18 protein-coding genes and 2 pseudogenes are annotated in these 23,066 nt (G+C 41.2%); 9 read left to right on the forward strand and 11 right to left on the reverse strand.

What is annotated here, in order from left to right; all coding sequences use genetic code 11:
• Positions 1–28 precede the first annotated feature (28 nt).
• A complete protein-coding gene (gene purT, locus PUN35_RS13550) occupies positions 29–1,183 on the reverse strand; it encodes a phosphoribosylglycinamide formyltransferase 2 (protein ID WP_014478687.1) in 1,155 nt (384 codons plus the stop codon).
• A gap of 1,260 nt (positions 1,184–2,443) precedes the next feature.
• Between purT and PUN35_RS13555 the strand changes: the two genes are divergently transcribed.
• Positions 2,444–3,232, forward strand: a complete 789-nt coding sequence (locus tag PUN35_RS13555) for a hypothetical protein (RefSeq protein WP_014478684.1) — start codon at positions 2,444–2,446, stop codon at positions 3,230–3,232.
• 109 nt (positions 3,233–3,341) lie between these two features.
• Here the strand turns inward: PUN35_RS13555 and PUN35_RS13560 are convergent, their stop codons facing one another.
• The 3 genes from PUN35_RS13560 to PUN35_RS13570 all read right to left on the reverse strand — a co-directional run bounded on the left by PUN35_RS13560 (position 3,342) and on the right by PUN35_RS13570 (position 6,260).
• Positions 3,342–5,012: a LysM peptidoglycan-binding domain-containing protein gene (locus PUN35_RS13560; protein WP_031600099.1), complete on the reverse strand. Its 1,671-nt coding sequence runs from the start codon at positions 5,010–5,012 to the stop codon at positions 3,342–3,344.
• 396 nt (positions 5,013–5,408) lie between these two features.
• Positions 5,409–5,654: a phage holin gene (locus PUN35_RS13565; RefSeq protein ID WP_072592573.1), complete on the reverse strand. Its 246-nt coding sequence runs from the start codon at positions 5,652–5,654 to the stop codon at positions 5,409–5,411.
• A gap of 174 nt (positions 5,655–5,828) precedes the next feature.
• Positions 5,829–6,260: a hypothetical protein gene (locus PUN35_RS13570; protein WP_014478681.1), complete on the reverse strand. Its 432-nt coding sequence runs from the start codon at positions 6,258–6,260 to the stop codon at positions 5,829–5,831.
• A 1,192-nt stretch (positions 6,261–7,452) separates the two neighbouring features.
• Here PUN35_RS13570 and PUN35_RS13575 point away from each other — a divergent pair.
• The 4 genes from PUN35_RS13575 to PUN35_RS13590 all read left to right on the forward strand — a co-directional run bounded on the left by PUN35_RS13575 (position 7,453) and on the right by PUN35_RS13590 (position 12,469).
• Positions 7,453–8,280: an AraC family ligand binding domain-containing protein gene (locus PUN35_RS13575; protein WP_003246321.1), complete on the forward strand. Its 828-nt coding sequence runs from the start codon at positions 7,453–7,455 to the stop codon at positions 8,278–8,280.
• A complete protein-coding gene (locus PUN35_RS13580) occupies positions 8,277–9,197 on the forward strand; it encodes a DMT family transporter (RefSeq protein ID WP_031600098.1) in 921 nt (306 codons plus the stop codon). Before PUN35_RS13575 ends, PUN35_RS13580 begins: the two co-directional genes overlap by 4 nt.
• Before the next feature lie 73 nt (positions 9,198–9,270).
• On the forward strand, positions 9,271–11,469 hold the full coding sequence (locus PUN35_RS13585) for a glycoside hydrolase domain-containing protein (protein ID WP_014478678.1): 2,199 nt from the start codon (positions 9,271–9,273) through the stop codon (positions 11,467–11,469).
• 88 nt (positions 11,470–11,557) lie between these two features.
• Positions 11,558–12,469, forward strand: a complete 912-nt coding sequence (locus tag PUN35_RS13590; RefSeq protein ID WP_003246251.1) for a hypothetical protein — start codon at positions 11,558–11,560, stop codon at positions 12,467–12,469.
• A 514-nt stretch (positions 12,470–12,983) separates the two neighbouring features.
• On the opposite strand, the pseudogene PUN35_RS13595 reads toward PUN35_RS13590, so the two are convergent.
• From PUN35_RS13595 to PUN35_RS13605, 3 genes and pseudogenes are all read right to left on the reverse strand, one after another.
• Positions 12,984–14,233: pseudogene (locus PUN35_RS13595) on the reverse strand (MFS transporter).
• Positions 14,230–15,147: a bifunctional helix-turn-helix transcriptional regulator/GNAT family N-acetyltransferase gene (locus PUN35_RS13600; protein ID WP_033881262.1), complete on the reverse strand. Its 918-nt coding sequence runs from the start codon at positions 15,145–15,147 to the stop codon at positions 14,230–14,232. Before PUN35_RS13600 ends, PUN35_RS13595 begins: the two are co-directional and overlap by 4 nt.
• A 91-nt stretch (positions 15,148–15,238) precedes the next feature.
• A complete protein-coding gene (locus PUN35_RS13605; RefSeq protein ID WP_003234879.1) occupies positions 15,239–15,487 on the reverse strand; it encodes a YbeF family protein in 249 nt (82 codons plus the stop codon).
• Positions 15,488–15,783: 296 nt separating this feature from the next.
• Here PUN35_RS13605 and glpT point away from each other — a divergent pair, with 296 nt between their 5' ends.
• Together glpT and PUN35_RS13615 are read left to right on the forward strand one after the other, a co-directional pair.
• The gene (gene glpT, locus PUN35_RS13610; RefSeq protein WP_003246460.1) at positions 15,784–17,118 is read left to right on the forward strand and encodes a glycerol-3-phosphate transporter; all 1,335 of its coding nucleotides are present in this window, start codon (positions 15,784–15,786) and stop codon (positions 17,116–17,118) included.
• Between the two features lie 98 nt (positions 17,119–17,216).
• The gene (locus PUN35_RS13615; RefSeq protein ID WP_014478672.1) at positions 17,217–18,098 is read left to right on the forward strand and encodes a glycerophosphodiester phosphodiesterase; all 882 of its coding nucleotides are present in this window, start codon (positions 17,217–17,219) and stop codon (positions 18,096–18,098) included.
• A 45-nt stretch (positions 18,099–18,143) separates the two neighbouring features.
• Here PUN35_RS13615 and PUN35_RS13620 read toward each other — a convergent pair whose 3' ends face one another.
• Positions 18,144–19,763 (reverse strand): glutamate/serine transporter AimA, encoded by a 1,620-nt coding sequence (locus PUN35_RS13620; RefSeq protein ID WP_033881267.1) that lies wholly within the window; start codon positions 19,761–19,763, stop codon positions 18,144–18,146.
• 267 nt (positions 19,764–20,030) lie between these two features.
• Here PUN35_RS13620 and PUN35_RS13625 point away from each other — a divergent pair.
• A pseudogene (locus tag PUN35_RS13625) lies at positions 20,031–20,274 on the forward strand (hypothetical protein).
• A gap of 40 nt (positions 20,275–20,314) precedes the next feature.
• Here PUN35_RS13625 and cypC read toward each other — a convergent pair.
• On the reverse strand, positions 20,315–21,568 hold the full coding sequence (gene cypC / locus PUN35_RS13630) for a CYP152 family fatty-acid peroxygenase CypC (protein ID WP_014478669.1): 1,254 nt from the start codon (positions 21,566–21,568) through the stop codon (positions 20,315–20,317).
• Between the two features lie 177 nt (positions 21,569–21,745).
• Between cypC and blaOXA the strand changes: the two genes are divergently transcribed.
• Positions 21,746–22,549: a class D beta-lactamase gene (gene blaOXA / locus PUN35_RS13635; protein WP_033881261.1), complete on the forward strand. Its 804-nt coding sequence runs from the start codon at positions 21,746–21,748 to the stop codon at positions 22,547–22,549.
• A gap of 26 nt (positions 22,550–22,575) precedes the next feature.
• Here the strand turns inward: blaOXA and PUN35_RS13640 are convergent, their stop codons facing one another.
• Together PUN35_RS13640 and csgA are read right to left on the reverse strand one after the other, a co-directional pair.
• Positions 22,576–22,767, reverse strand: coding sequence for a DUF5370 family protein (locus PUN35_RS13640; RefSeq protein ID WP_003234886.1), 192 nt, complete (start codon positions 22,765–22,767; stop codon positions 22,576–22,578).
• 16 nt (positions 22,768–22,783) lie between these two features.
• On the reverse strand, positions 22,784–23,032 hold the full coding sequence (gene csgA / locus PUN35_RS13645) for a sigma-G-dependent sporulation-specific acid-soluble spore protein CsgA (RefSeq protein WP_014478667.1): 249 nt from the start codon (positions 23,030–23,032) through the stop codon (positions 22,784–22,786).
• Positions 23,033–23,066 lie beyond the last annotated feature (34 nt).

Below are 23,066 nucleotides of genomic sequence, written 5' to 3' on the forward strand. Positions count from 1 at the left end.
TTGTACGATGACAAGGCCTGCTCAAACTCTATTTTATCGTTAGCTGGTCCAACGCTTTCTTTGCATTCTCTCTTGCCGTTTCAACTGAATCAGCAGCAGAAAGCGCAACTGCCATCCGACGTCCGGTTTTCGTTATCGGCTTTCCAAAGACGCGCACTTGAGTCTTTGGGACTGCCAGTGCATTTTCCAATCCTTCAACAGTGTAATCCGCTAATTCTTTCGGCGCTTTGAGGGGCCTGCTGGCGCCAGGAGAAAGCTGTGTGATTTCTGTAATCGGAAAGCCGAGAATCGCCCGGACATGCAGTGCAAATTCTGACAAATTTTGCGTTACCAGCGTGACAAGACCCGTATCATGCGGACGGGGAGATACCTCACTGAAATATACCCTATCTTTCGCAAGAAACAGCTCAACACCAAACAGGCCGTATCCCCCAAGCTCATCCGTGATCGTTTTCGCAATATGCTTCGCTTCTTCTATTTGCTGCTCTGTCATATCATGCGGCTGCCATGATTCGATATAATCCCCGTCCTTTTGCACATGACCGATCGGCTCGCAAAATGCCGTACCGTTAACCGCACGTACGGTTAAGAGTGTGATTTCTGATTCGAATGGGATAAACTCCTCAACGATCACGCGGCCGTTTTTCACCCGTCCGCCTTCCATCGCCGTCTCCCAGCAGCTCTCTAAATCCGCTTCAGAGCGGCAGATACTTTGGCCTTTTCCAGAAGAACTCATCAATGGTTTAACGACACAAGGAAAACCGATCTGTGCTGCCGCTTGTATAAATTCATCATATGTATTCGCAAATTCATAGCCAGCCGTCGCAAGTCCAAGCGTTTCCGCCGCAAGCCGTCTGATGCCTTCCCGATCCATCGTCAGCTTGGCCGCACGGGCATTCGGGATGACGTGAAATCCTTCCTCTTCAAGCTTCAGCAATTCATCCGTCGCGATCGCCTCCACCTCAGGCACAATCAAATCCGGCTTTTCTTTCTCAATAATGGTTCTGATCTGCTCTGGGTCCAGCATATCAACGACATAACTGTTATGCGCGACCTGCATTGCCGGAGCATGCTCGTAACTGTCAACTGCCACCGTCTGTACCCCAAGACGCTGGGCTTCAATCACTACCTCTTTACCTAATTCACCTGAACCTAACAATAAAACCTTCTTTGATTGATACATCTTTGCCCCTCCTATCTGTTCCAAACCATTATAACTGAAATATTTGAAAAATAAATTTTTATTAAAGAAACCAAAATAAGAAGATCTTACTTTCCCTCTGCCATTAAAACGAAAACAAATGGACTCCCCATAAATGGAAGCCAGCACAGAAGATCTCCGTTTTCCAGCTGATGTGTTATACATCTCAAAAATTCACGTTTGACATTCAGAGTCATGCAAAAAATGCAGCACAAGCATACATGTCGCACGCGAAAACACACTATCAAATAAATGTTGAGTGATATCTTCTTCTATCAAAGCCGCTTGATTCTCCAGCACATCATTTTTTTCACACTCATCTAGCATTCACTCTGACATATCCACTCCTGCAAAATGCCAGCCCCGAAGTCTTGTTCCAAGCATCACCAGTTCCTTTCCGCTTCTTGCACCTCCAAATTCACTATCAAAAAGAAAAACGCCGTCTACTGGCAGAACTGCGCAGCTAATCTGACAAGCGATGCGCCAATTCAGGCTAACAATTCTCTAAACACATTTGGACAATATGATGTCGACATTTTGAATCTTTCTCACGCACTTGATATCATCTCCTTTATTAACCAACCGACCCAGCATTGATTTAACGTCATGCATGAATGGGAAAACTAAATGAAGATACACACCCAAATAATTCGCGCCGGCATTAAAAAGCACGAATAAATGAAACAGCCAAGTTTCTCATTCCAAACCGGAGCCAGCCCTGTCTCTCCTTGAAAGCAAACCGACTAACAGGAAGCACGGAACAAATAGCGTCATCAATCAATCCCGCAAACCCAACCGAAACATTAATGAACTTAGCTAATGCATTTAGTCTGGCAAAACGCGAAAAACCATAAAACTGGTACAAGAAGCTGACGAGAATTCACGCCGAAGCTGACTTCAGCAGCTTCTCCTGCCCATGAGTAAAATAATTAAAAAGAATCAGTAAAAAAGAACCGTTTTTTTGTATTTTTTCAGTTTTCGCTCCTTTCCTAAATTCACCATGTTACCATACTAATAGGGAGTTCTAGCGAAATGCCACAGGGTGTACCAGACAGAGGCCATTGAAGCCAACAAACTCAGCAATTTACTGTTACTTTGGGCGATCTTAGAGGAATCAATCTAAGTATTAGTATTAATAATCGTCCTAGAGTTGAACTTCAAAGTACACTCTTTAAGGTTCATAGAATCTTGACATATTTTCCCTGTATGGTATGTTGTTGATTGAAGGAGAGGAATAAAATAATGAAGAAACTTAGAAAGCTATTTTATTGTAATGTTGCCCTGCTACTGCTCGTGTTATTGCTTGCTGCATGTTCGGGCAATAAGAAAGAAGAATCAAAAAATCCTTCAGATAATGATTCTGCTTTACATTCTGAAGAAAATAACGATGAGACTAAAGATAGCAATCAAATAGGCAAGGAAGAATCGGAGCCAAATTCAAAAGAATCTGCAACAAAGGATTCAGAGGAAAATTCCTCAAAAGATTCTGCAACAAAAGATTCAAAGGAAAATTCCTCAAAAGATTCTGCAACAAAGGATTCAGAGGAAAATTCTTCAAAAGGTTCTGCAACGGATGATCATTCAAAAGAAACATCTTCAATAGAAGAAAGAAATGAGGGGAAAGGCGAAAATGACAATGTACTGGGAGAATATTCATCCGATAAAATCGAATATGCCCGAGTTTGGCTGCAGCTTGGGCCAAATCAAGATATAGATGAATTGAATGTTCGCCATATTTCAGCCGGCGAACCGATCAATCCTAATGATGACTCCAGTGCCAGCTATCCAGAAGATGTGATCCAGTTGGCAGGTTCTCGGTTAGTGGATGGATCAGTAACTTACAGCGGCAATGGGAATGGCACGATTAATGTATACAATGTTCCTTTACGCTGGGACTCCGCTGATAATTTAGATAAAGGGATAATGAAGAAAGAGACTGAGGACATTAAGAAAAATACAAAAAAAGTGTACGTTGATACAGGCGACGATAAGAAAATTAAGCGACTCATTGATATAATGGTTATTCATTAATCATTCATCGCTAATTATTGAAACGAAAATACCAAACATTTTTCAATAGAAGGGGCAGTTCATCAATACATTGAACCGCCCCTCTGATAAATACTATTTCCACTATCAATTAGAATACTTTAATACATCTATTATAATACATTCTACGATCTTCTAATCCATTATAACCGCCATTGACCCTTCGTGTTACTGCCTCAACTGATGGATTAGTGTCACATAGTGCATTCATATTGTTTGAATGCCACCAAAATCCCGCACTAGTCCATGGATAATTATTAGCTACATAATCAACACCTAGACTTATAATTTTAGAATCACCAATTGCATTGGAAAAACGTGTGTAGTTATAACGACCTGTTAATTGAATATAACCTGCTCCTTTAAATTTTGGACCATCACCTGGTTGAGTATTGCCTAGATCTGCGCGTCCCTCGTACGCTCTCCCTGATGCTAATTCTTTTCTCCATCGTCCAGCTCCGGATTCATGACTACATTGACTAATAAAATGACAAAGTCTAGATCTAGTTGTAATGTTGTATCTTTCTAAACAATTATTCAAATCTTGCAACATAGCTTTTGAAATATAAGAGCTTGACCATCCAATTTGATTTAACTGACTCTCGGTTACATAAGTTACAGATGAACCACCATCTCCTTTATCTGGAGTCGAGTTGTCATCTTTTGTATCATCGTTACTACCATTATCATAAACTTTCAATACTTGGCCGACTTGAATTTTATCTGGGTTGCTAATGTTATTCAGTGATTGGATCTCTGACAATGTCATTCCAAATCGTTGGGCGATACTTCCTAAATTGTCGCCAGATTTAACAGTATAAGTGGTCGTTTTTCGTGTGGAACCATCACTGCCAGAATCATTGCCACTAGCGTAAACTTTCAATACTTGGCCGACTTGAATTTTATCTGGGTTGCTAATGTTATTCAGTGATTGGATCTCTGACAATGTCATTCCAAATCGTTGGGCGATACTTCCTAAATTATCTCCAGATTTAACAGTATAAGTGGTCGTTTTTCGTGTGGAACCATCACTGCCAGAATCATTGCCACTAGCGTAAACTTTCAATACTTGGCCGACTTGAATTTTATCTGGGTTGCTAATGTTATTCAGTGATTGGATCTCTGACAATGTCATTCCAAATCGTTGGGCGATACTTCCTAAATTGTCGCCAGATTTAACAGTATAAGTGGTCGTTTTTCGTGTGGAACCATCACTGCCAGAATCATTGCCACTAGCGTAAACTTTCAATACTTGGCCGACTTGAATTTTATCTGGGTTGCTAATGTTATTCAGTGATTGGATCTCTGACAACGTCATTCCAAATCGTTGGGCGATACTTCCTAAATTGTCGCCAGATTTAACAGTATAAGTGGTCGTTTTTCGTGTGGAACCCCCACTGCCAGAATCATTGCCACTAGCGTAAACTTTCAATACTTGACCGACTTGAATTTTATCTGGGTTGCTAATGTTATTCAGTGATTGGATCTCTGACAACGTCATTCCAAATCGTTGGGCGATACTTCCTAAATTGTCGCCAGATTTAACAGTATAAGTGGTCGTTTTTCGTGTGGAACCCCCACTGCCAGAATCATTGCCACTAGCGTAAACTTTCAATACTTGACCGACTTGAATTTTATCTGGGTTGCTAATGTTATTCAGTGATTGGATCTCTGACAATGTCATTCCAAATCGTTGAGCGATACTTCCTAAATTGTCTCCAGATTTAACAGTATAAGTAGTTGTAGAATATGTTGTTGCCATAATAAACCTCCATTTTTTTTTTTAATCCCCATGAGGAAGAGTACATAATTATCTTAAATCTAGAATGAGGTTTAAGAGTACTCATTAAGTAAGCTAAAAATCCCATAAAAATAAAAAAAAGAACCTAAAAAGTATTCAACCTTAGGTTCTTAGGCACAGGTTAAAAAAGCAGTATGACCAGCTTTTTAGGGCTATAATTGACTTTTAATTCCCTGTCTCATTCATTTTATAAATTTCCTATCTCTAGATAGATAATAGACTTACTCCCTTAGTAAGCTCAGTCAAAGATGATGCGCCTATCATTGAGTGCAAAGTAATTTTATATTTTATGTATCTCATTCTACGTATATAAATAAAAAGCTCCCCTATTTAGGAGAGCTACAGGTCTTATGATTATTATTTTTTGACTTTAATTAAATTCTTCTCCTTCAATAATTGTTTTTGTGAGTGCCCTTTTTTTGTAACATAATTGTTTTTATACCATGCTATTATTGCTGCTACAGAGGTGAATACCATAGATACGAATTGTTCCAATTGTTCATTGTCTAAAGGAAGAGGTGATTTGTTATATATTGTGAGTAGTTGGTTTATAAGTGCTATGATCAAGACGAACGTTCTAACAAATGTCCCTTTATCCATCATCAAATCTCCTTTATTTTTAAAATCTATTGCTATCAGTTAAGAGCTATCTTTTTAAAAGTATAATAATTGATAACTTTAAAGAAAAAGGTAGAAGTATTTTGATTTAGTTATACTTCTATCTTCAACTTTAAAGATTTTATGTACCAATCTGCTTTTATACAGCTCTATAAAGTTTTACATGTAAACAACGCTCCCTAAGCTGATCAATAATTTATCCATTACCTGATTACGTATTACAAACAGTGCTTTATCACTATAACCGATCTCTAGTGCACTTTTTTCAATGGTCCAATTTTTAAAATAACGGTATTGAACAAATCTGTACTCTAGTTCTGTTAATTCTGATAATGAAATATCGATTGAATCTTTTAGAAGTTTGATATGTTGCAACTCACCGGCAAGTTTATCCACCGATTCCTGAAACTCACAGTCATCATCGATGCTTTCTTTAAAGATTTCCATATTATCATTTGTAGCTATGAATTCAAGCTGTTTACTTAGATTAAGGATGGCAACTTTGTAATTATTGTAGTTCTTTAAGTGCTTCTCAATATTTTTCACTAGTTTTTTTCTTTTAGGTTTACTAATTTCTTGAAGTGTATACATATGCAATCACCTTTCTTTTCCTAGAAAAAATCGAACTTGTGTTCCATATTTTAATTAATTGTCCTCAAAAACATTCGATATAAAAAACAAGGAATTTTTGTTAAAAGAAACCTACTTTCATCCTTTCATTTGTTTTTAGATTTATCCCTATATACCTATTTTAATTGTAAAAAATTCTTTCATCTCTAATATTTGTAACCTTATTCTGGCTGAAAACTCTAAAAATAATCCAAAAGTTTATTTTTTTGTAAATAAAAGACCTAAAGGGTATAGACATAGCCTTAAGGGCTTGTTTGATACATAATCTATTTCATTAGGACTTTTTATAGATAGTGCGTCTCAAAGCCTACGTCACTCTCTATGAAAACTAAAACTCGGTTATCCGGACTTTCGACAAACCTTTGAAGAGGAAAAACAGTAATCAAACATCGGAACTTTTCCAGTTCCTCTCTTTCTATGTGGTAGAATCATGAATATATGCTTTTTCTAGAAGTCAATTGCCCGAATTGATTAAAATTGCTGACACAAGTGATCTCATGGACTATTGATAAGGTGACAAAATTTATCCCTGTCAGCACAGGTAAGGCTAGGTATTAGAACCACGGGCGCTTAATGACATTATGTCTACAACGCGGCAGTGATTTTATATAAAAAGGGCAGAGGGCCCAATTGACCTGCTGATTTTCTAAAAGATTTAATCGGATTGCCTATGGCTGGTGTTAGCGGTAAATGTGGTGAACAACTAATATAATGCCCTACGTGGCATAATACGTTCACAACAAGTTTGAATCATTCATCATATAAACCTTCTTGAAAATTTGTGTCGATATACTTCTTTACCAGATGTTTAATTTTAAAATACTAAGTTATAACGAACGTAGGTGAAATCAGAGTATATTTTTGACCTCCTGTTTTCTTCTACCCGCTGACAGAATTCGTTCACATAGAAAGTCAGCATAGATTTTAAAGCCCTGTTGAGTTGGAAAAATCCAGATGCCCGCCTATTAGCACAATATGTATACGTTTACATTAGTTGAGATGGGCACCACAAATCCTATTCATGACTGATGGAAAAGAAAGCAGACCAATAACGGTCTGCTTTCTCTATTCCTAAACAGCAACATCATACAAGAAATCCCCCTAAATCATGCTACACTTAATCCAAGACCACCACACCGACAGGAGGCATCCCATGCAAAACGAAACCCGCACATTGCAGCTTGACCCACACCTTCATATAGAAGCCTACCGTTTCAAGGGAATTATGCAAAAGTTCCCGAACCACTTTCACGATTATTATGTGATTGGATTTATTGAAAAAGGGCAACGGTATCTGGCCTGTCAGGATCAAGAATATATCATCAATCCAGGTGATCTTCTCCTCTTTAACCCCCGTGACACGCATAGCTGTGAACAGATTGACGGCCGGACGCTTGATTATCGGTGTATCAATGTTATGCCGGATATCATGGAGAAGGCGGTGAAAGAGATTACTGGCTCCGGGCATCTCCCTTATTTCTCCCAGCATGTGTTATTCCGCCATGAGCTGACAGCCAGCCTGCAGGAATTGCATATTTTGATATCCGAGGAAAAACAAGCTTTGCGTAAAGAGGAGCTGTTTCTTCATCTATTAGAAGAGCTGATCCGCCATTATTCAGATGTCACGTTCCTTAGCAGCGTTCCAGAACCATCAGACGAAGTCAAAATGGTTTGTGAATTTTTAGAAGAGCATTATGCCGAAAATGTTACACTCAATGATTTGAGTGAATTAACAGGCTGGAGCAAGTATCATTTATTGCGTTCATTTACAAAACAAAAAGGCATTACCCCTAATAGCTACATGGAAACAATCCGGATTAATCAAGCCAAAAAACTCCTTGAACAAGGGGTAAGGCCGATTGATGCGGCATTTCAGACAGGATTCAGCGATCAGAGTCATATGACGAAGTTTTTTAAACGGCAGGTGGGGCTGACGCCGAAGCAATACATGAAGATTTTTGAAAAGGAGCTTCACAGATGAACATACAAAGAGAAACTTCGGGGCATATCGCAGCCATTGTGACCATTCTGATTTGGGGGACGACCTTTATTTCGACAAAAGTTCTGCTGGCTGACTTCTCTCCAATGGAAATATTATTTTATCGGTTTTTGATGGGCTTTATCGCTCTTATCCTCGTCCGTCCCAACATGATTCCGTTCAGAAATTGGCGGCAGGAGCTGTTGTTTGCCGGAGCTGGTTTATTTGGCGTAACCTTATACTTTCTATTAGAAAATATAGCTCTCACCTATACATACGCATCCAATGTCGGCATGATCGTGTCCATTATACCGATGATCACTGCGGTTTTGGCCCATTTTCTGCTCGAAGGCGAAAAACTGCGTCTGACTTTTTTGATTGGATTTGTCTCGGCACTGATCGGGCTTTTATTGATTACGTTTAACGGCAATGTGGTACTGCGTCTAAATCCGCTCGGAGACATCATGGCAGCCGGGGCTGCTCTCGTGTTTGGCGGATACTCGATATTCATGAAAAAATTAAGCGCTTACGAATACCACATCATCGAGTTGACACAGAGAGTATTTTTGTACGGCTTATTGTTTATGGTTCCCGCTTTATTTTTGTTCGACTTCCATTTTGACCTAAGCCGATTTTCATCTGCTTCAAATATACTCAACATGCTTTTCTTAGGGATTGGCGCTTCTGCCCTGTGCTTCGCCACTTGGAATTATTCAGTTGGCGTGCTCGGAGCCGTCAAATCCAGTGCGTATATATACATGGTCCCGGTTATCACAATCGCCGCCTCCGTCCTGATCCTGCATGAAAACATGACATGGATCGCTCTTCTAGGAGGCGCCCTTACGCTTTTAGGCCTCTACATCTCGGAGATGAAACCGAAAGCGAAGCTGTTGGAGAATGGATGTAAAATGGATGCTTAACGGCATCCATTTTTTATTTTGTCCTACGTTTGCCACCTATAAATGAACGCAATCTAACAAAGGAGGAATCGAAATGGTTGATGAAATGGTCTTAATCACACAGCAATGGCTAAACGATACGTACAGCGGCAAACATGGGTATAACCCAGTTGAAGAAAGCGGGAAAACTGGGTGGGATACAATCTACGGTCTGACTCGGGCGCTTCAAATTGAATTGGGTATCTCAGAGCCAGCCGATAACTTCGGGCCGACAACACAGCGCTTATTTAAGCCTCTTAAACGCCAAGCTCCAGATTCAAAACCAAGCAACATGAATTTTATTTTACAAGGGGCTTTATGGTGTAAAGGCTTTAATCCCGGCGGTTTTACAGGCGTCTTTTACGAAAAAACAGAAAATGCGGTAAAAGAATTTCAAAAAGCTGCCGGACTGACAACACAGGATGGGATTGTCACCACGTTAATTATGAAAGCCTTATTAGACATGAGCGCTTTTAAGCTGGTGTCTGGGGGTGATTCAAGAATTCGCCAGATTCAACAAAACTTAAATCGAGACTACAATGACTATATCGGGTTAATGCCTTGTGACGGACTGTATGGCCGCGATACAAATAAAGCTCTTATTTATGCCCTGCAAAAAGAAGAAGGCATGAGCACAAGTGTTGCCAATGGATTTTTCGGAAACGGCACCACAAGTTTATGCCCTACTTTAACTCCCGGCGATTCAAGAACAGGATTTGTCTTAATTGTTCAGTACGCCCTCTATTGTAACGGAAAATCGTTCGATCCTGGTGAGTTTGACGGCAAATATGGTGTGGGTGTTGTTTCAGCTGTTAAAGCATTTCAAGAGTTCATGCGCCTGCCGCAAACAGGTTATGCAGATATGCCAACCATTAAAGCTTTATTATCAAGCTCAGGAGACACAACTCGCGCCGCTTCTGCTTGTGACACTGCTACAATTATAACCGCAGAAAAAGCTCAAACACTGCGGAATAACGGTTATAAAACGGTTGGCAGATATTTGACCGGAAATGTGCGGACAAGCAGCGGCCTCACATCAAAAGCCCTGACATCTAAAGAGCTTGCAGTTATTCTTGATGCCGGATTGAAGGTTTTCCCAATTTATCAAGACGGCGGCTATGAATCTTCTTATTTTGTCAAAGACCAAGGCACAAGAGATGCATATAGTGCCGCTTCTGCTGCTAGAAGATTAGGTTTTCCGTCAGGCACGACCATTTATTTCGCTGTCGATTTTGATGCATACGATTATGAAGTGACCGATAAAATCATTCCTTATTTCCAAGAGATTAAGTCAGCATTTACAAAAATGCAGACATTTTCAACCGCACCTAAGTATGAAATAGGGGTTTACGGACCAAGAAACATTTGTATCCGTACATCAGAAGCAGGAATGACAAAGTATAGTTTTGTGGCAAATATGTCAACAGGATTTAGCGGCAATCTCGGCTATCCGATGCCAAACAATTGGGCCTTTGATCAATTTTATGAAGGAACCATCGGAAGCGGCTCTGGAAGCATCGGGATTGATAAAGACGGATTTTCAGGAAGAGACTCAGGTGCAAGCAATGTAAATCCGCCGTCTGATCCGGTATATGATGCAAGGCTGCGTACACTGACAGACATTTTATCTACCATTCCGGCTTTAGAAAATCTAACAAGTTTGGCAAACGCGATGTTTGAATTTGATACGACAGAAACCATTTTCACATCACCTGAGTTGGATATTATTCTATCAACTTCACTTCTGGCAACCATACCAAGTGAAGGTTCACCAAACACAATTACCATTACAAATGGTAAACCAGGTGCCTATATCACGGGTTTATTGGGCGACACTCAAACGTCTCTCACTGCGTCACAAATCGACTCTTATCAAAACCTTTTAAATAGTCTGAGCTTATCAGTACGCAACGGTTATTTGGAGGTTTATGTAAATCCAACAGCTGAATCTTTAAACATTCAAATTAAAATCTATACACCTGATATTCCAGTCGGTGACAATGTCACAACTGGACTAACGACTACGATTACGTTTAAAATAAAGACGTACAAGGGAGTACCAGTTACGTCTCCCGAGAGTGAATTAGCGTTAGATTGGCCGTCTTATGATCAATATTTATTCCCTGTTGTAGGTGTTGCTGCACTTTTACTAATTGGGAATATGGGCAGTGATTTAACGAACAATAAAGGAGTCAAAGTCGCTACCGCATTATCTGCTATGTTACTGGCCATTTTTGCTTATTATACTAGCTAACTTTAATACAAAACTGCATGAACATAAGTTAAAATATGCTCATGCAGTTTTTTTAGTTTATCTATCGTCTTTTGGAGGTTTATCAAAAATGAAAAATGATCAAATAGTTTTTGAAAAAACAAAAAACATCGCTCATGATATCAATCAGATGCAAAATCAGCAGGAGATAATAGATTATCTTTTTCGCCAAGATTCTCTGACACTCAACCAGTTGAAGCACTATTATTCGGAACCTTCTCTTCCGCTTCAGTTTCTTGTGAAAGTAGCAGTTTTATGCATGTTTATATCTATGACTTTAGCTTCTTTCCTTTTCATCCAAGCAAAAGAAGTCTTCACCAATACTATTCTTTCAGATATTTCACCTGCAGTGTTTTCTATTTTTACAGTCATTTGTATTTTTATGACTTATACTAAAATCATAAAAAAAGGAAATAAAAACAAAGGAAAAGCATCCCTTAATCAACGATCTGAATTCTATGAGAAAAACAAGTTAATTAATACAATACTTTATAAAAAATATAAAATGGATCAACAAAACATACAGGCTAATAAACATACTGCCTCTGATAATGAAGATTCAATGAATTTTAGTGCTGTATTGAATCATGTTCTTACAATTAGTAAAAATGATAAAGAGCTTTTGGGCTACTTAGATACAAGAGATAATGCTATGCTAAGCCAATTAAAAGCATATTTTTCAACTCGTCCATTTTCCCTTCCACATTATATGAGTTTGATGTTTTGCGGAAGTATTATTGTTGTCTATGCAACTTCTTTATTTTCAGGACAAATCAATTACATTGACATACCACACATTTTTATCTTTCTATTATTAATTATTTTCTTGAAAATCCTTATTGATTTGATAAAGCTTTTAAATATATCTAGAAAAGGACAATTACATACTGTTCTGCACTTTGCACAGAGAGCCGAATATTTGCGAATGAGAGGAGTTATAGATTTTATTCTAACTGAAAGATATAACAAAAAAATCATGTAGTTTTGTTTCATCCTTACTAAGAAATACTCAATTTTTATACTTTAAGAGATGTATATATTGAATGTGGACCACCATACATATAAAGAAACAGAAACAGCAACTTTATTTTAGAACATAAAAAAGATGATAAAGAACTTCTTATTTTCCTAAACAAATATGATTTAATCATGCTGAATCAATTAAAGGTATTCTTTAGTGAACCACAGCTTACATTCAAACACACTTGCCAAAATCGTATGTACTGTGACATTAACAACGTTATACTTCTATTTTTTCGGCACTCGTTTTAATGAATTAATAGAATTAGCTGTACAAATGTTTTTTGCCTTGATCGGCCTTTTTTTGGGTTTTTATCGTTTCCCCATTTTCAAGAAATTTCAAATTTCTGAACGCTTCAAACAAAAATCCGAAAACGCCCGCATAGTCGGTATGATCAACTTCGTATTAGAACAAAAATACAAAAAAAGCATCTCTGAATAATCTCGAAATCAGAGATGCTTTCCCTTTGTCCTCATCACTTGTCTACCACAGCCGCACTGTCACGCGTGACCGCAGCTGGCTCCCTCAGCATCACATTCATTACGCTCGCAAGCACGAGCATTCCAATCGACAAATAAAAAGCCAGTGTATACTCACCCGTTACCGTATAGATGACGCCGGGCACATACGCACCTAGTGCCGATCCGATCTGATGGGCGAGTGACAGCCAGCCAATCATGAGGCCGATCGAGTAGTTTTGAAAGTACTGGGTGGCGAGCATTTGAGTCGGTGCTACCGTTGCAAAGTCCACTAATCCAAACAGAATCGCAAAGGCTAAAAGCAAGTAGGGCTCGTGGCTGTAAATAAGAATCACGATCGACAGCGCCCGCACCGCATATAAAAAGCACAGGATTTTCCGGCTGCTCCACCGGTCCGCTACAATTCCGGACAGCAAGATGCCAGCAATATTAAGCCTGCCAGCAGACTGACAGCAGCACTCGTGACTGTCGTTGAAAAGCCATGATCATGAGAAAACGGAATCAAATGGGTATCCATCAACCCCACGGTCGTAAATCCACAGATCAAAAACGGAAAAATCAAGAACCAGAATTGCCTCATCCGAAACATCCCGGCCACTGAAAGAGCTGTTGTTTTGGGTGCTGTTTCTTTTTCTGATGCAGCCAGTCCGCCTATCGGCTCTGTATTCTTTTCTGAAGGATTGTTCCGCAGCATCAGCAGCGCAGCCGGAAAGACAATCAAGATTAACAGCAGTCCCAACACCACAACCGTCAGCTTCCAGCTAAACCAATGGATCAACATGAGTGAGCCGGGAACGAGAAGCATTTGCCCCGCGCCAAAGCCTGCTTCCATGGTCCCAAAGGCTAGTCCCCGCTTTTTGCTGAACCAATTGACGACCAATACACTTGCCGCCACATTCGACGCTCCTCCCACTCCAAGCGAGACACCCAGCCCATAAAGCAAAAACAGCTGCCAAGGCGAAGTCACAAGGTATGTTAAGAAAATGCTGACTCCTGTCAGTAACGCACTCCATGCCAAAACAGCCCGGGCACCCCATTTGTCCACAAGCCGACCGATCACAGGCTGTGATATGCCATAAACAATAAAACTCACCGTCGAAATCAGCGAGATGGTGCTTCTATCGATTGAAAACTGCCGTTCCCACGGCTCCACAAACGCACCAAACGACAGCCGCACCCCCTGAACCGCCAATAAGATCAAAAAGGTGACGGAGACGATGATCCACGCATAATGCAGTCTTTTCATGACAGCTCCAAATCCCACCGTTCTTCTGTCAGCTGCTGTCCCCATAATGGCGCTTCTTGTTTTACTTCACTTATCCTGAATCCAAATTTTTTATAGAGCGGACGAGCCTCAGCCATCGTGCTCACCGTCCAAAGGAAAATGCGGTCAAACTTCATGTCTTGGCAGTATGCAACCAGATGCTCCAGCAATTGCGTGCCAAGCCCCCTGCCCCGAAAATCCGCATCAACCAGAAACCATCTGAGCTGGACTGTCTTTTCATCGTGCTTGACCAACCCGACAGAGCCGGCAAATTTCCCGCCGCTTTCCGCAATCCATATTTTTTCGATGTCAGCGTCAAATGTCTCCTGAAGATAAGCTAAAAACGTGTCATCCCAACCGTGAGCCTCCGCGTAAAATTGTCTTTGTTTCTCAATAAGGAGTTGAATATCCTCCGAAAGAAAATAATCTCTAATCGATATCTCTGATGTTCTGGCAGAAAGCGACTGTGAAAGGATCTCTTCAATCTCTGCCATCGCCTCGGAAAGCTTCTGCTGCTCCTTTTGGTTGATTTCCTTCAGCATCAGTTCTACTTGTTCGTTGGCTTTCTCCTCCAGCTTTTTATAAATCGTTTTTCCTGTTTCTGTGACAAAAATGTAATGGTGGCGAGCGTCATCTTTGCTCCTCTGTTTATAGATCAAATCTTCTATTTCAAACTGCTTCACAATCCTGCTGACATATCCCCGGTCAAGCCCCAGCTTATCCTGAAGAGCTTTTGCCGTACAATTAGGCGTATTATAAATCTCAAATAAAATCCGTGTTTCTGTTAAGGAAAACGGGCTGTCGTAAATGTGCTCATTAAGGAAACCAAGGACGTTTGTATAAAATCGATTGAACTTTCTGAATTTTAATCCGACAGATGATTCTCTTGTTTTCAAATCAATCCCCACTTTCTAATATCGTTGACTAAAGCAATTATAATCACATATAGTTGCTTTAGTCAACGATATGTTAGAAAGTGAGGTCTTTTTAATTTCCTGATTCCTTCCTTTTCCTTACCACAATCAATGTGATATAGGATAAAGCCAGAGAAACCAAGCTATAGACAACAGCCCATCCCAAAAATGATTGATTAAAAATGGTAAAGGTGAGCACAAGAGAAATCACCAAACTAAGCATTGGCATCAGATACGGGTTTTTACAAATACAGGTCCCGACAATCGATAGCAGCATAATTCCTAACGGTAAAATAAAGAATGCGATATCTAATTCATCCACCTTTAAACAGCCTCCCTCCAGATTTTTATGTTACTAGTAAAAAAATATAATTGCATTTAGTAAAAGGATAATATTTACTTCCCTAAGGCCCAATTTGAAAATTACCCGTTTACATTCGCTCCGGACTATGATAATTTAAGAAAGCGCTATCATGATAAGTTAATAGCTTGGATGGAGATGAGGAGAGCCAGGAATCCAACCCCTTTTGACAAGGGGTGTTTTCTGGCTCTATTTATTTTTTGGGAAAGGAGGCACGCCACACATCCAGCACAAACAGCAAAGGGGGATAATTATTAATGCTTAATATATTTAAACCGGCTCCTCATATTGAGAGACTGGATGATTCAAAGATGGATGCGGCATACAAACGGCTCAGACTGCAAGTATTCATTGGTATTTTCATTGGCTACGCAGGCTACTACCTGCTACGGAAAAACTTTGCCTTTGCCATTCCTTATCTGCAGGAACAGGGATTTTCGAAAACAGAACTGGGTTTGGTGCTGGCCGCTGTGTCCATTGCGTACGGCTTCAGCAAATTCATCATGGGGATGGTGTCTGACCGCTGTAATCCGAGATATTTTCTGGCGACAGGCCTATTTTTATCAGCAATCGTTAATATTCTATTCGTTTCAATGCCTTGGGTGACTTCGAGCGTCACCATCATGTTTATTTTTATGTTTATCAACGGATGGTTTCAAGGAATGGGCTGGCCGCCATGCGGCAGGACAATGGCCCATTGGTTCTCCATAAGTGAACGCGGCACAAAAATGTCGATCTGGAATGTCGCCCATAACATAGGCGGCGGTATTCTTGCTCCGCTTGTCACTCTTGGGATCGCGATGTTCGTCACTTGGAAAAGCGTGTTTTTCTTCCCTGCCATCATCGCCATTATCATTTCATTTTTAATTGTTTTATTGGTTCGTGATACGCCTCAATCCTGCGGACTCCCGCCAATTGAAGAGTATCGGAATGACTATCCAAAACACGCTTTTAAAAATCAGGAAAAAGAATTAACAACAAAAGAAATTCTTTTTCAATATGTGCTGAACAACAAATTTCTTTGGTACATCGCTTTTGCCAATGTATTTGTTTATTTCGTGCGATACGGCGTGGTTGACTGGGCGCCTACTTACTTAACAGAAGCCAAAGGCTTTTCTCCTGAAGACTCGCGCTGGTCGTATTTTCTTTACGAATACGCAGGCATACCGGGAACAATCTTGTGCGGCTGGATCAGTGACCGATTCTTCAAAAGCCGCCGGGCACCGGCAGGCGTTTTGTTTATGGCGGGTGTTTTCATTGCCGTATTGGTGTACTGGCTGAATCCGGCCGGCAATCCGCTCGTAGACAATATCGCCTTAATCAGCATTGGTTTCTTAATCTACGGACCTGTTATGCTGATCGGCCTGCAAGCGATCGATCTAGCACCGAAAAAAGCAGCCGGAACTGCAGCCGGTTTGACCGGATTTTTCGGATACATCGGCGGATCCGCCTTCGCAAACGCCATTATGGGCTTTGTCGTTGACCGCTTTAATTGGAACGGCGGCTTTATCATGCTGATCTCTTCCTGCATTCTTGCCATCGTCTTCTTGGCTTTGACATGGAATACAGGAAAACGGGCAGAGCATGTTTAAGAAAGACACATAAAAGATTAATAGTTTTCCAACACGCCGTTTACATCCGTTTTTTAATATGAAAGACAGGTAGTGCTTATCTATAAGGAGGAGAAATCATGAGAAAAAATAGAATACTGGCCTTGTTTGTTCTGTCGCTGGGCTTACTCTCATTTATGGTAACGCCAGTGTCGGCAGCGTCAAAAGGAAACCTGCTGTCACCTGACCGTATCCTGACCGTCGCGCACAGAGGGGCTTCTGGATATGTGCCTGAGCACACGATTCTGTCTTACGAAACCGCTCAGAAAATGAAAGCTGATTATATTGAATTGGATCTGCAAATGACAAAAGACGGAAAATTGATTGTCATGCATGACGAAAAACTGGACCGCACCACAAACGGAATGGGTTGGGTGAAAGACCATACGCTCGCAGACATTAAGAAGCTTGACGCCGGTTCTTGGTTTAATGAAGCCTATCCGGAAAAAGCAAAGCCGCAGTACGTCGGCCTTAAAGTTCCTACATTAGAAGAGGTATTAGACCGTTTCGGAAAGCACGCGAACTACTACATTGAAACAAAATCGCCTGACACCTACCCAGGTATGGAAGAAAAACTGATCGCTTCTTTGCAGAAACATAAATTACTGGGGAAGCATTCTAAGCCAGGCCAGGTGATCATTCAATCGTTCAGCAAAGAAAGCCTGGTAAAAGTCCATCAATTACAGCCAAACCTGCCGACCGTTCAATTGCTGGAAGCCAAACAAATGGCGTCAATGACAGATGCTGCCCTGGAAGAAATCAAAACATACGCTGTCGGTGCGGGCCCGGATTATAAAGCTTTAAATCAAGAAAACGTCCGTATGATCCGCAGCCACGGCCTCCTGCTTCATCCTTACACAGTCAATAATGAAGCTGATATGCATCGCCTGCTTGATTGGGGCGTAACAGGAGTGTTCACCAACTATCCTGATCTTTTCCACAAAGTAAAAAAGGGTTATTAAAAGCAAAAAACCTTGCGACAACTATCGCAAGGTTTTCTTCATATTTTATTCTTTTCCGGCAGCAGCTTCTGACTGTCCATTAAGCAGCTGAGAATTGATCTCTTTCGCATCCTTTAAGTATTCTGTCTGGTAGCCGCTCTTCAGCGCCCACACATAGAATACAAGTGATACCATCGCAATCAGAACCATATCCCAGCCATAATGAATGACATTCAGGCCGCCGAATTTATCACTGCCCAAATAAGAAATGACCATCATGGCCAGCAGATAAAACATCATCCAAACGCCGGCTTTGAAGTTTCGGCCAAACCCTTTCCATTTCGCCTTCGCCTGATAATAGAAATAAATGGGAAGACCGATCAGGATAATAAACAGAACCTGCCCTGTTAACGGCCAGCGCGCCCAATACAGCACCAGTGACGCAAAGATAAATCCAAGCGGCGCAATCACGTTTAAACCTTTTAAACGAAGAGGCCTGTACAGGTCTTTCCCCGTCCGTCTCAATGTCATGACTGTGATCGGGCCGGTGATATAAGAAATTAACGTAGCAACAGAAATAATTTCCGCTAATACGCCCCACCCTCTGAACAGGAACAAAAAGATGAACGACACAATCAAGTTAAAGAACATTGCTTGTCGCGGAACGCCGTAAATCGGATGAAGCTTCCCGAATATACTCGGCATGTATTTGTTTTTTTCCATTCCGTAAATCATTCGGGACGTTGTCGCCGTATACGTAATCCCCGTTCCAGACGGTGATACAAATGCATCCGCATATAACACAATAACTAGCCAGTTAATATTCAGCGCAATCGCCAGATCAGCAAAAGGAGAATTAAAATTCAGATGGCTCCAGCCGTGAGCAATATCAGAAGGATTCACAGCTCCAATGAAGGCGATCTGCAGCAGGACATAAATCACTGTCGCAACGAAAAGAGAGCCAACAACCGCAATCGGAATTGATTTCCCCGGATTTTTTGCTTCACCCGCCATATTAATCGGGCTTTGGAAACCGTTAAACGCAAAAACGATACCGGAAGTGGCAACCGCCGTCAGCACACTTGCCCAGCCATTCGGCGCAATGCTTTGACCGCCAGTAAAGTTTTCTCCGTGGAATCCGACAAACAGCAAAGCTCCAATCGTAAGACCCGGAATAATAATTTTAAAAATCGTAATTAATGAATTCGCTTTCGAAAATAGATTGACTGTCCAATAGTTCAGCAGAAAATAAATGAGAAGTAATACAGAGGCAAATGCTAGCCCTTCCCCAGTCAGCGTTCCATTCTTCACCAAACCGCTTGTCCATTTCGCCCATTCCCATGGCCAAGAACTCATATATTGAACGGAGGCCACCGCTTCAACCGGAATGACGGACACAATCGCAATCCAGTTGGCCCAGCCCGCAATAAAACCGATAAACGAACCGTGTGAATATTGCGTATATTTTACCATTCCCCCCGCTTCAGGGAACATAGAACCTAGTTCACTATAAGAAAGAGCAATAAATAAAATGACGACCATTCCAATAACCCATGAAATAATAGCAGCTGGTCCTGCTATTTGAGCAGCACGCCAAGCCCCGAACAGCCAGCCTGAACCGATCATCGACCCGAGCCCGACCATCATGAGGGAAAACGTTCCCATTCTTCGATGCAATTGATTCATATCGTAAACACCTTTCATGTATGATGACATTCTCTTGCTAATTATATTATTATTCTGATTACTTTACTTTGTCAATATTTATCGAATTTTGACTGAAACTATAATAAGTCAATGTATATTACCTTCCAATACAGGAATGAAGTCACTAGTTTCTTCTTAAATGGGATTTACTGTTAATCCAAATGATAAAAACACAATAGGTTTAGCTATTTCCAAAACGGGAATGATACAGGAAACACTATTCTTAAAATAGAAAGGAGTATCACCATGAAACAAAAGCTGTTACTTTCAGGTCTCGCTGTTTCAACTGTCGGCATCACTTCTTATCTATTAAAAGACCCGTCAAATCGCCAAAAGGCAAGAGAATTCATTCACAGCATGAAGATGAAAATAACAAAACAGCCAGACATGGAAACGTTCCCAGTTGATAAAGCCGGCCACCCTGACCCGCAAGATAGTTTCAGAAGGCTCCATGTATCCCGTCCAATACTACGATGAAAAAAAGAAGTAATCAAAAAGCTCTCTTCGATAAAGGAAGAGAGCTTTTTAATTTAACTTTTTCGTCTAATTCCGCTCATTACAAAGCCGCTTTCAGGCAATGACGGCATTCTGGCGAGACTGTAATGCAGTGATTGTTCCGGAACATCGTATTCAATCTGATGAACGAGGAAATCCAGGCTCGCTTTCATGACTTCAATTGTAATGCCTTCCCCTGGACAGCGGTGTCCTTTCTCGACGTGCCCCCCGCCTTGAGGAATCATATCAAACGGATTTTCTTCCCGCTCCGCAAATCGTTCAGGCCGGAATTCATCGGGATGATCCCATAGACGAGGGTCGTGGTTCGTTCCATATACATCAAGCAGCACCGATGTGCCCTTCTTAAACTCACAGTTATTCCATACAAAATCTTTTTTGACAAGCGCCCCTAAAAACGGGCCGAACGGATAATATCTGCGGACCTCCTGCACAAACATTTCTCTTTTCCGGCTGTTTCCAGACCGCAGCCATTCCTTATATTTCGGATGCTCATGAAGCGCCAAAGCTGAAAACACCAGAAAGTAAGAAATGGCGACAATAGGCCGCAATACATTAATCAGCTCAATGGCTGCCATGCGGGAATCCAGCTGGCTTCCATCTTCTTGTGTGTGAAAAGCCATTTCATGCAGCGCTGTTCCGGGAGTCGTTTTCAGCAAGCCGGCACGAGCATCTTCAATCATGACTTCAATCCACTCTTCCGCACGTGGCCTTGCTCTTCTTCCCTTCCAATGCCGCGGTCCCACAGCACCGAACGCGTCGACCATGTCAATGAAGTCAGCCGCTCTCTCTTTGACTTCCGTTTCCTTCAACGGAACACCTGCCCAATAGCACGCTACCCGGCATAGGATTTCTTTTGCTTCTTCAAATAACACAACCTCATCTGCTTTCTCCCATCTTGTGACTGCTGCTCTCCACTCCTCTGTCATCAACTCAGCCAAACGTTTTTGATGCGGCGGTGTCATTAATGATAGAAAAAGCATCTTCCGATGGATATGCGCGCTGCCATCCATTCCCTGAATCGCATTAACACCAAACAGCGATTTCTGCACCCGCTTAGGCAAAGCGTTCTGCCGCTGGAATCGATCCGTATCATAAAACACCTTCGCCGCCTCAGCGCCAGTCATGCAAATAAAGTTTTTTCCCAACAAACGGGCCTGAAACAGATCTGAATTGTAGCGCTCTGTTCTGTTTTTAATAAATAAATACCCTTCCTTCAGCAGTGTCAGACTGTTATCGAGACTTTTGTCATGTGGAATCTGCTCATTCATCCGCTTACCCTGCCTTCTTCCTTTTTACCCTCTATTTTCACGTTATCTTCCGACTATAAACCCAGTAACAGTATTTGTTTACAAAACCAAATTTAAGTGCCTTTTGATTATTTTTTAAAGGAAGAACAAACGAAAGAGAGAGAAAAGGTAGTTAATCAAAACGAAGGGGAGAACAAAATGAAAAAATGGATATATGTTGTGCTTGTGCTGAGTATTGCAGGGATCGGCGGCTTCTCCGTCCACGCAGCGTCATCTGCTCATGAAAAACACTTGAATGTCAGCAGAATGAATGTCGATGATGAATTCAAGGATACGGATGGAACCTTCATTCTTCACGATTTACAAAAGGAGCAGACATTTGTCTATAACAGAAAACGGGCAAATCAAAGACAAACTCCGCAATCCACCTTTAAAGTCGTGAACGCTTTAATCGGTTTGCAGGTCAAAGCTGTAAGAGATGAATACGATGTTAAACGATGGGACGGGGTCAAGCGTGAATTCGAATCATGGAACCGCGACCATACGCTTGGCTCGGCCATGCGCGAATCCGCAATCTGGTATTATCAGGCATTAGCGAGAGATATCGGCGAGGAAAGGATGAAATCATGGCTTCATACACTATCTTACGGCAACGAGGATATCAGCGGGGGAATCGACCAGTTTTGGCTGCAAAGCTCGCTCACAATATCTCCGCTGGAACAAGAAACCTTTTTGGAGAAACTATTTAAAGAGGAGCTTCCATTTGACAAACCGGTGATGAAAACCGTCAAGCGCATGATGATTCAAGAGGAAGGCGATCATTACACGCTCTACGGGAAAACCGGAACTCGCCTGACTGATATGGGATTAGGATGGTTTGTCGGATTCATCAAAACAGAGCATGGCTCTTATGTCTTTGTCACCAATGTCGATGATTCCGGCACAAAAGCCAAAAACATCACCGTAGATATCCTGAAAAAGTATGGCCTGATCACATCCTAAATAAAAGAGCCCTGCACGGCAGGGCTCTAAATCTCATGCTCAAAACAATAATGATTCACAAGCTCTTCAATCAAATCATGATCGGGATATTCCCCGTTAAATTCAAATTCGATTTCTTCCACAAATTCTCCTTGATGGTACACATGGATGGCTCCGTTTTGACGGACAACGCTAAACTCCGGCTGAAATGTATATCCGCTTCGTTCAATTGCTCCCATTTCTTACCCGCCTTTCTCAAAGCAGTAATTCATACACCTCGTTTAATTCCTTGGCCCGTTTTTGATCCTGTTCATTCTGGGCATACTTAATTTCTTTTTCTAATACATGGTTCAAAAAAGACATTTCATTATCATCTAAGTCTTTTACAAATTCCTCTTCATTTGCATAATGCTTCGCCAGCATCTTCTTGCAAATACGCTGGCAGACTTCATTTTCTAGATGATTCGAAAGTGATTCGCGCAAATAACCGAGTGTAACATCCATTTTATGAACACCTTTCCTTCTGCTATCTTTACCC

The organism is Bacillus sp. N3378-2at, from assembly GCF_033412715.1.
GTDB classification, from domain to species: Bacteria; Bacillota; Bacilli; order Bacillales; family Bacillaceae; genus Bacillus; species Bacillus subtilis.

Excerpts from the sequence above, each read along its gene's own strand:
- purT (WP_014478687.1), bottom strand. The coding sequence starts at position 1,183 with ATGTATCAATCAAAGAAGGTTTTATTGTTAGGTTCAGGTGAATTAGGT.
- PUN35_RS13555 (WP_014478684.1), top strand. The coding sequence starts at position 2,444 with ATGAAGAAACTTAGAAAGCTATTTTATTGTAATGTTGCCCTGCTACTG.
- PUN35_RS13560 (WP_031600099.1), bottom strand. The coding sequence starts at position 5,012 with ATGGCAACAACATATTCTACAACTACTTATACTGTTAAATCTGGAGAC.
- PUN35_RS13565 (WP_072592573.1), bottom strand. The coding sequence starts at position 5,654 with ATGATGGATAAAGGGACATTTGTTAGAACGTTCGTCTTGATCATAGCA.
- PUN35_RS13570 (WP_014478681.1), bottom strand. The coding sequence starts at position 6,260 with ATGTATACACTTCAAGAAATTAGTAAACCTAAAAGAAAAAAACTAGTG.
- PUN35_RS13575 (WP_003246321.1), top strand. The coding sequence starts at position 7,453 with ATGCAAAACGAAACCCGCACATTGCAGCTTGACCCACACCTTCATATA.
- PUN35_RS13580 (WP_031600098.1), top strand. The coding sequence starts at position 8,277 with ATGAACATACAAAGAGAAACTTCGGGGCATATCGCAGCCATTGTGACC.
- PUN35_RS13585 (WP_014478678.1), top strand. The coding sequence starts at position 9,271 with ATGGTTGATGAAATGGTCTTAATCACACAGCAATGGCTAAACGATACG.
- PUN35_RS13590 (WP_003246251.1), top strand. The coding sequence starts at position 11,558 with ATGAAAAATGATCAAATAGTTTTTGAAAAAACAAAAAACATCGCTCAT.
- glpT (WP_003246460.1), top strand. The coding sequence starts at position 15,784 with ATGCTTAATATATTTAAACCGGCTCCTCATATTGAGAGACTGGATGAT.
- PUN35_RS13615 (WP_014478672.1), top strand. The coding sequence starts at position 17,217 with ATGAGAAAAAATAGAATACTGGCCTTGTTTGTTCTGTCGCTGGGCTTA.
- PUN35_RS13620 (WP_033881267.1), bottom strand. The coding sequence starts at position 19,763 with ATGAATCAATTGCATCGAAGAATGGGAACGTTTTCCCTCATGATGGTC.
- cypC (WP_014478669.1), bottom strand. The coding sequence starts at position 21,568 with ATGAATGAGCAGATTCCACATGACAAAAGTCTCGATAACAGTCTGACA.
- blaOXA (WP_033881261.1), top strand. The coding sequence starts at position 21,746 with ATGAAAAAATGGATATATGTTGTGCTTGTGCTGAGTATTGCAGGGATC.
- PUN35_RS13640 (WP_003234886.1), bottom strand. The coding sequence starts at position 22,767 with ATGGGAGCAATTGAACGAAGCGGATATACATTTCAGCCGGAGTTTAGC.
- csgA (WP_014478667.1), bottom strand. The coding sequence starts at position 23,032 with ATGGATGTTACACTCGGTTATTTGCGCGAATCACTTTCGAATCATCTA.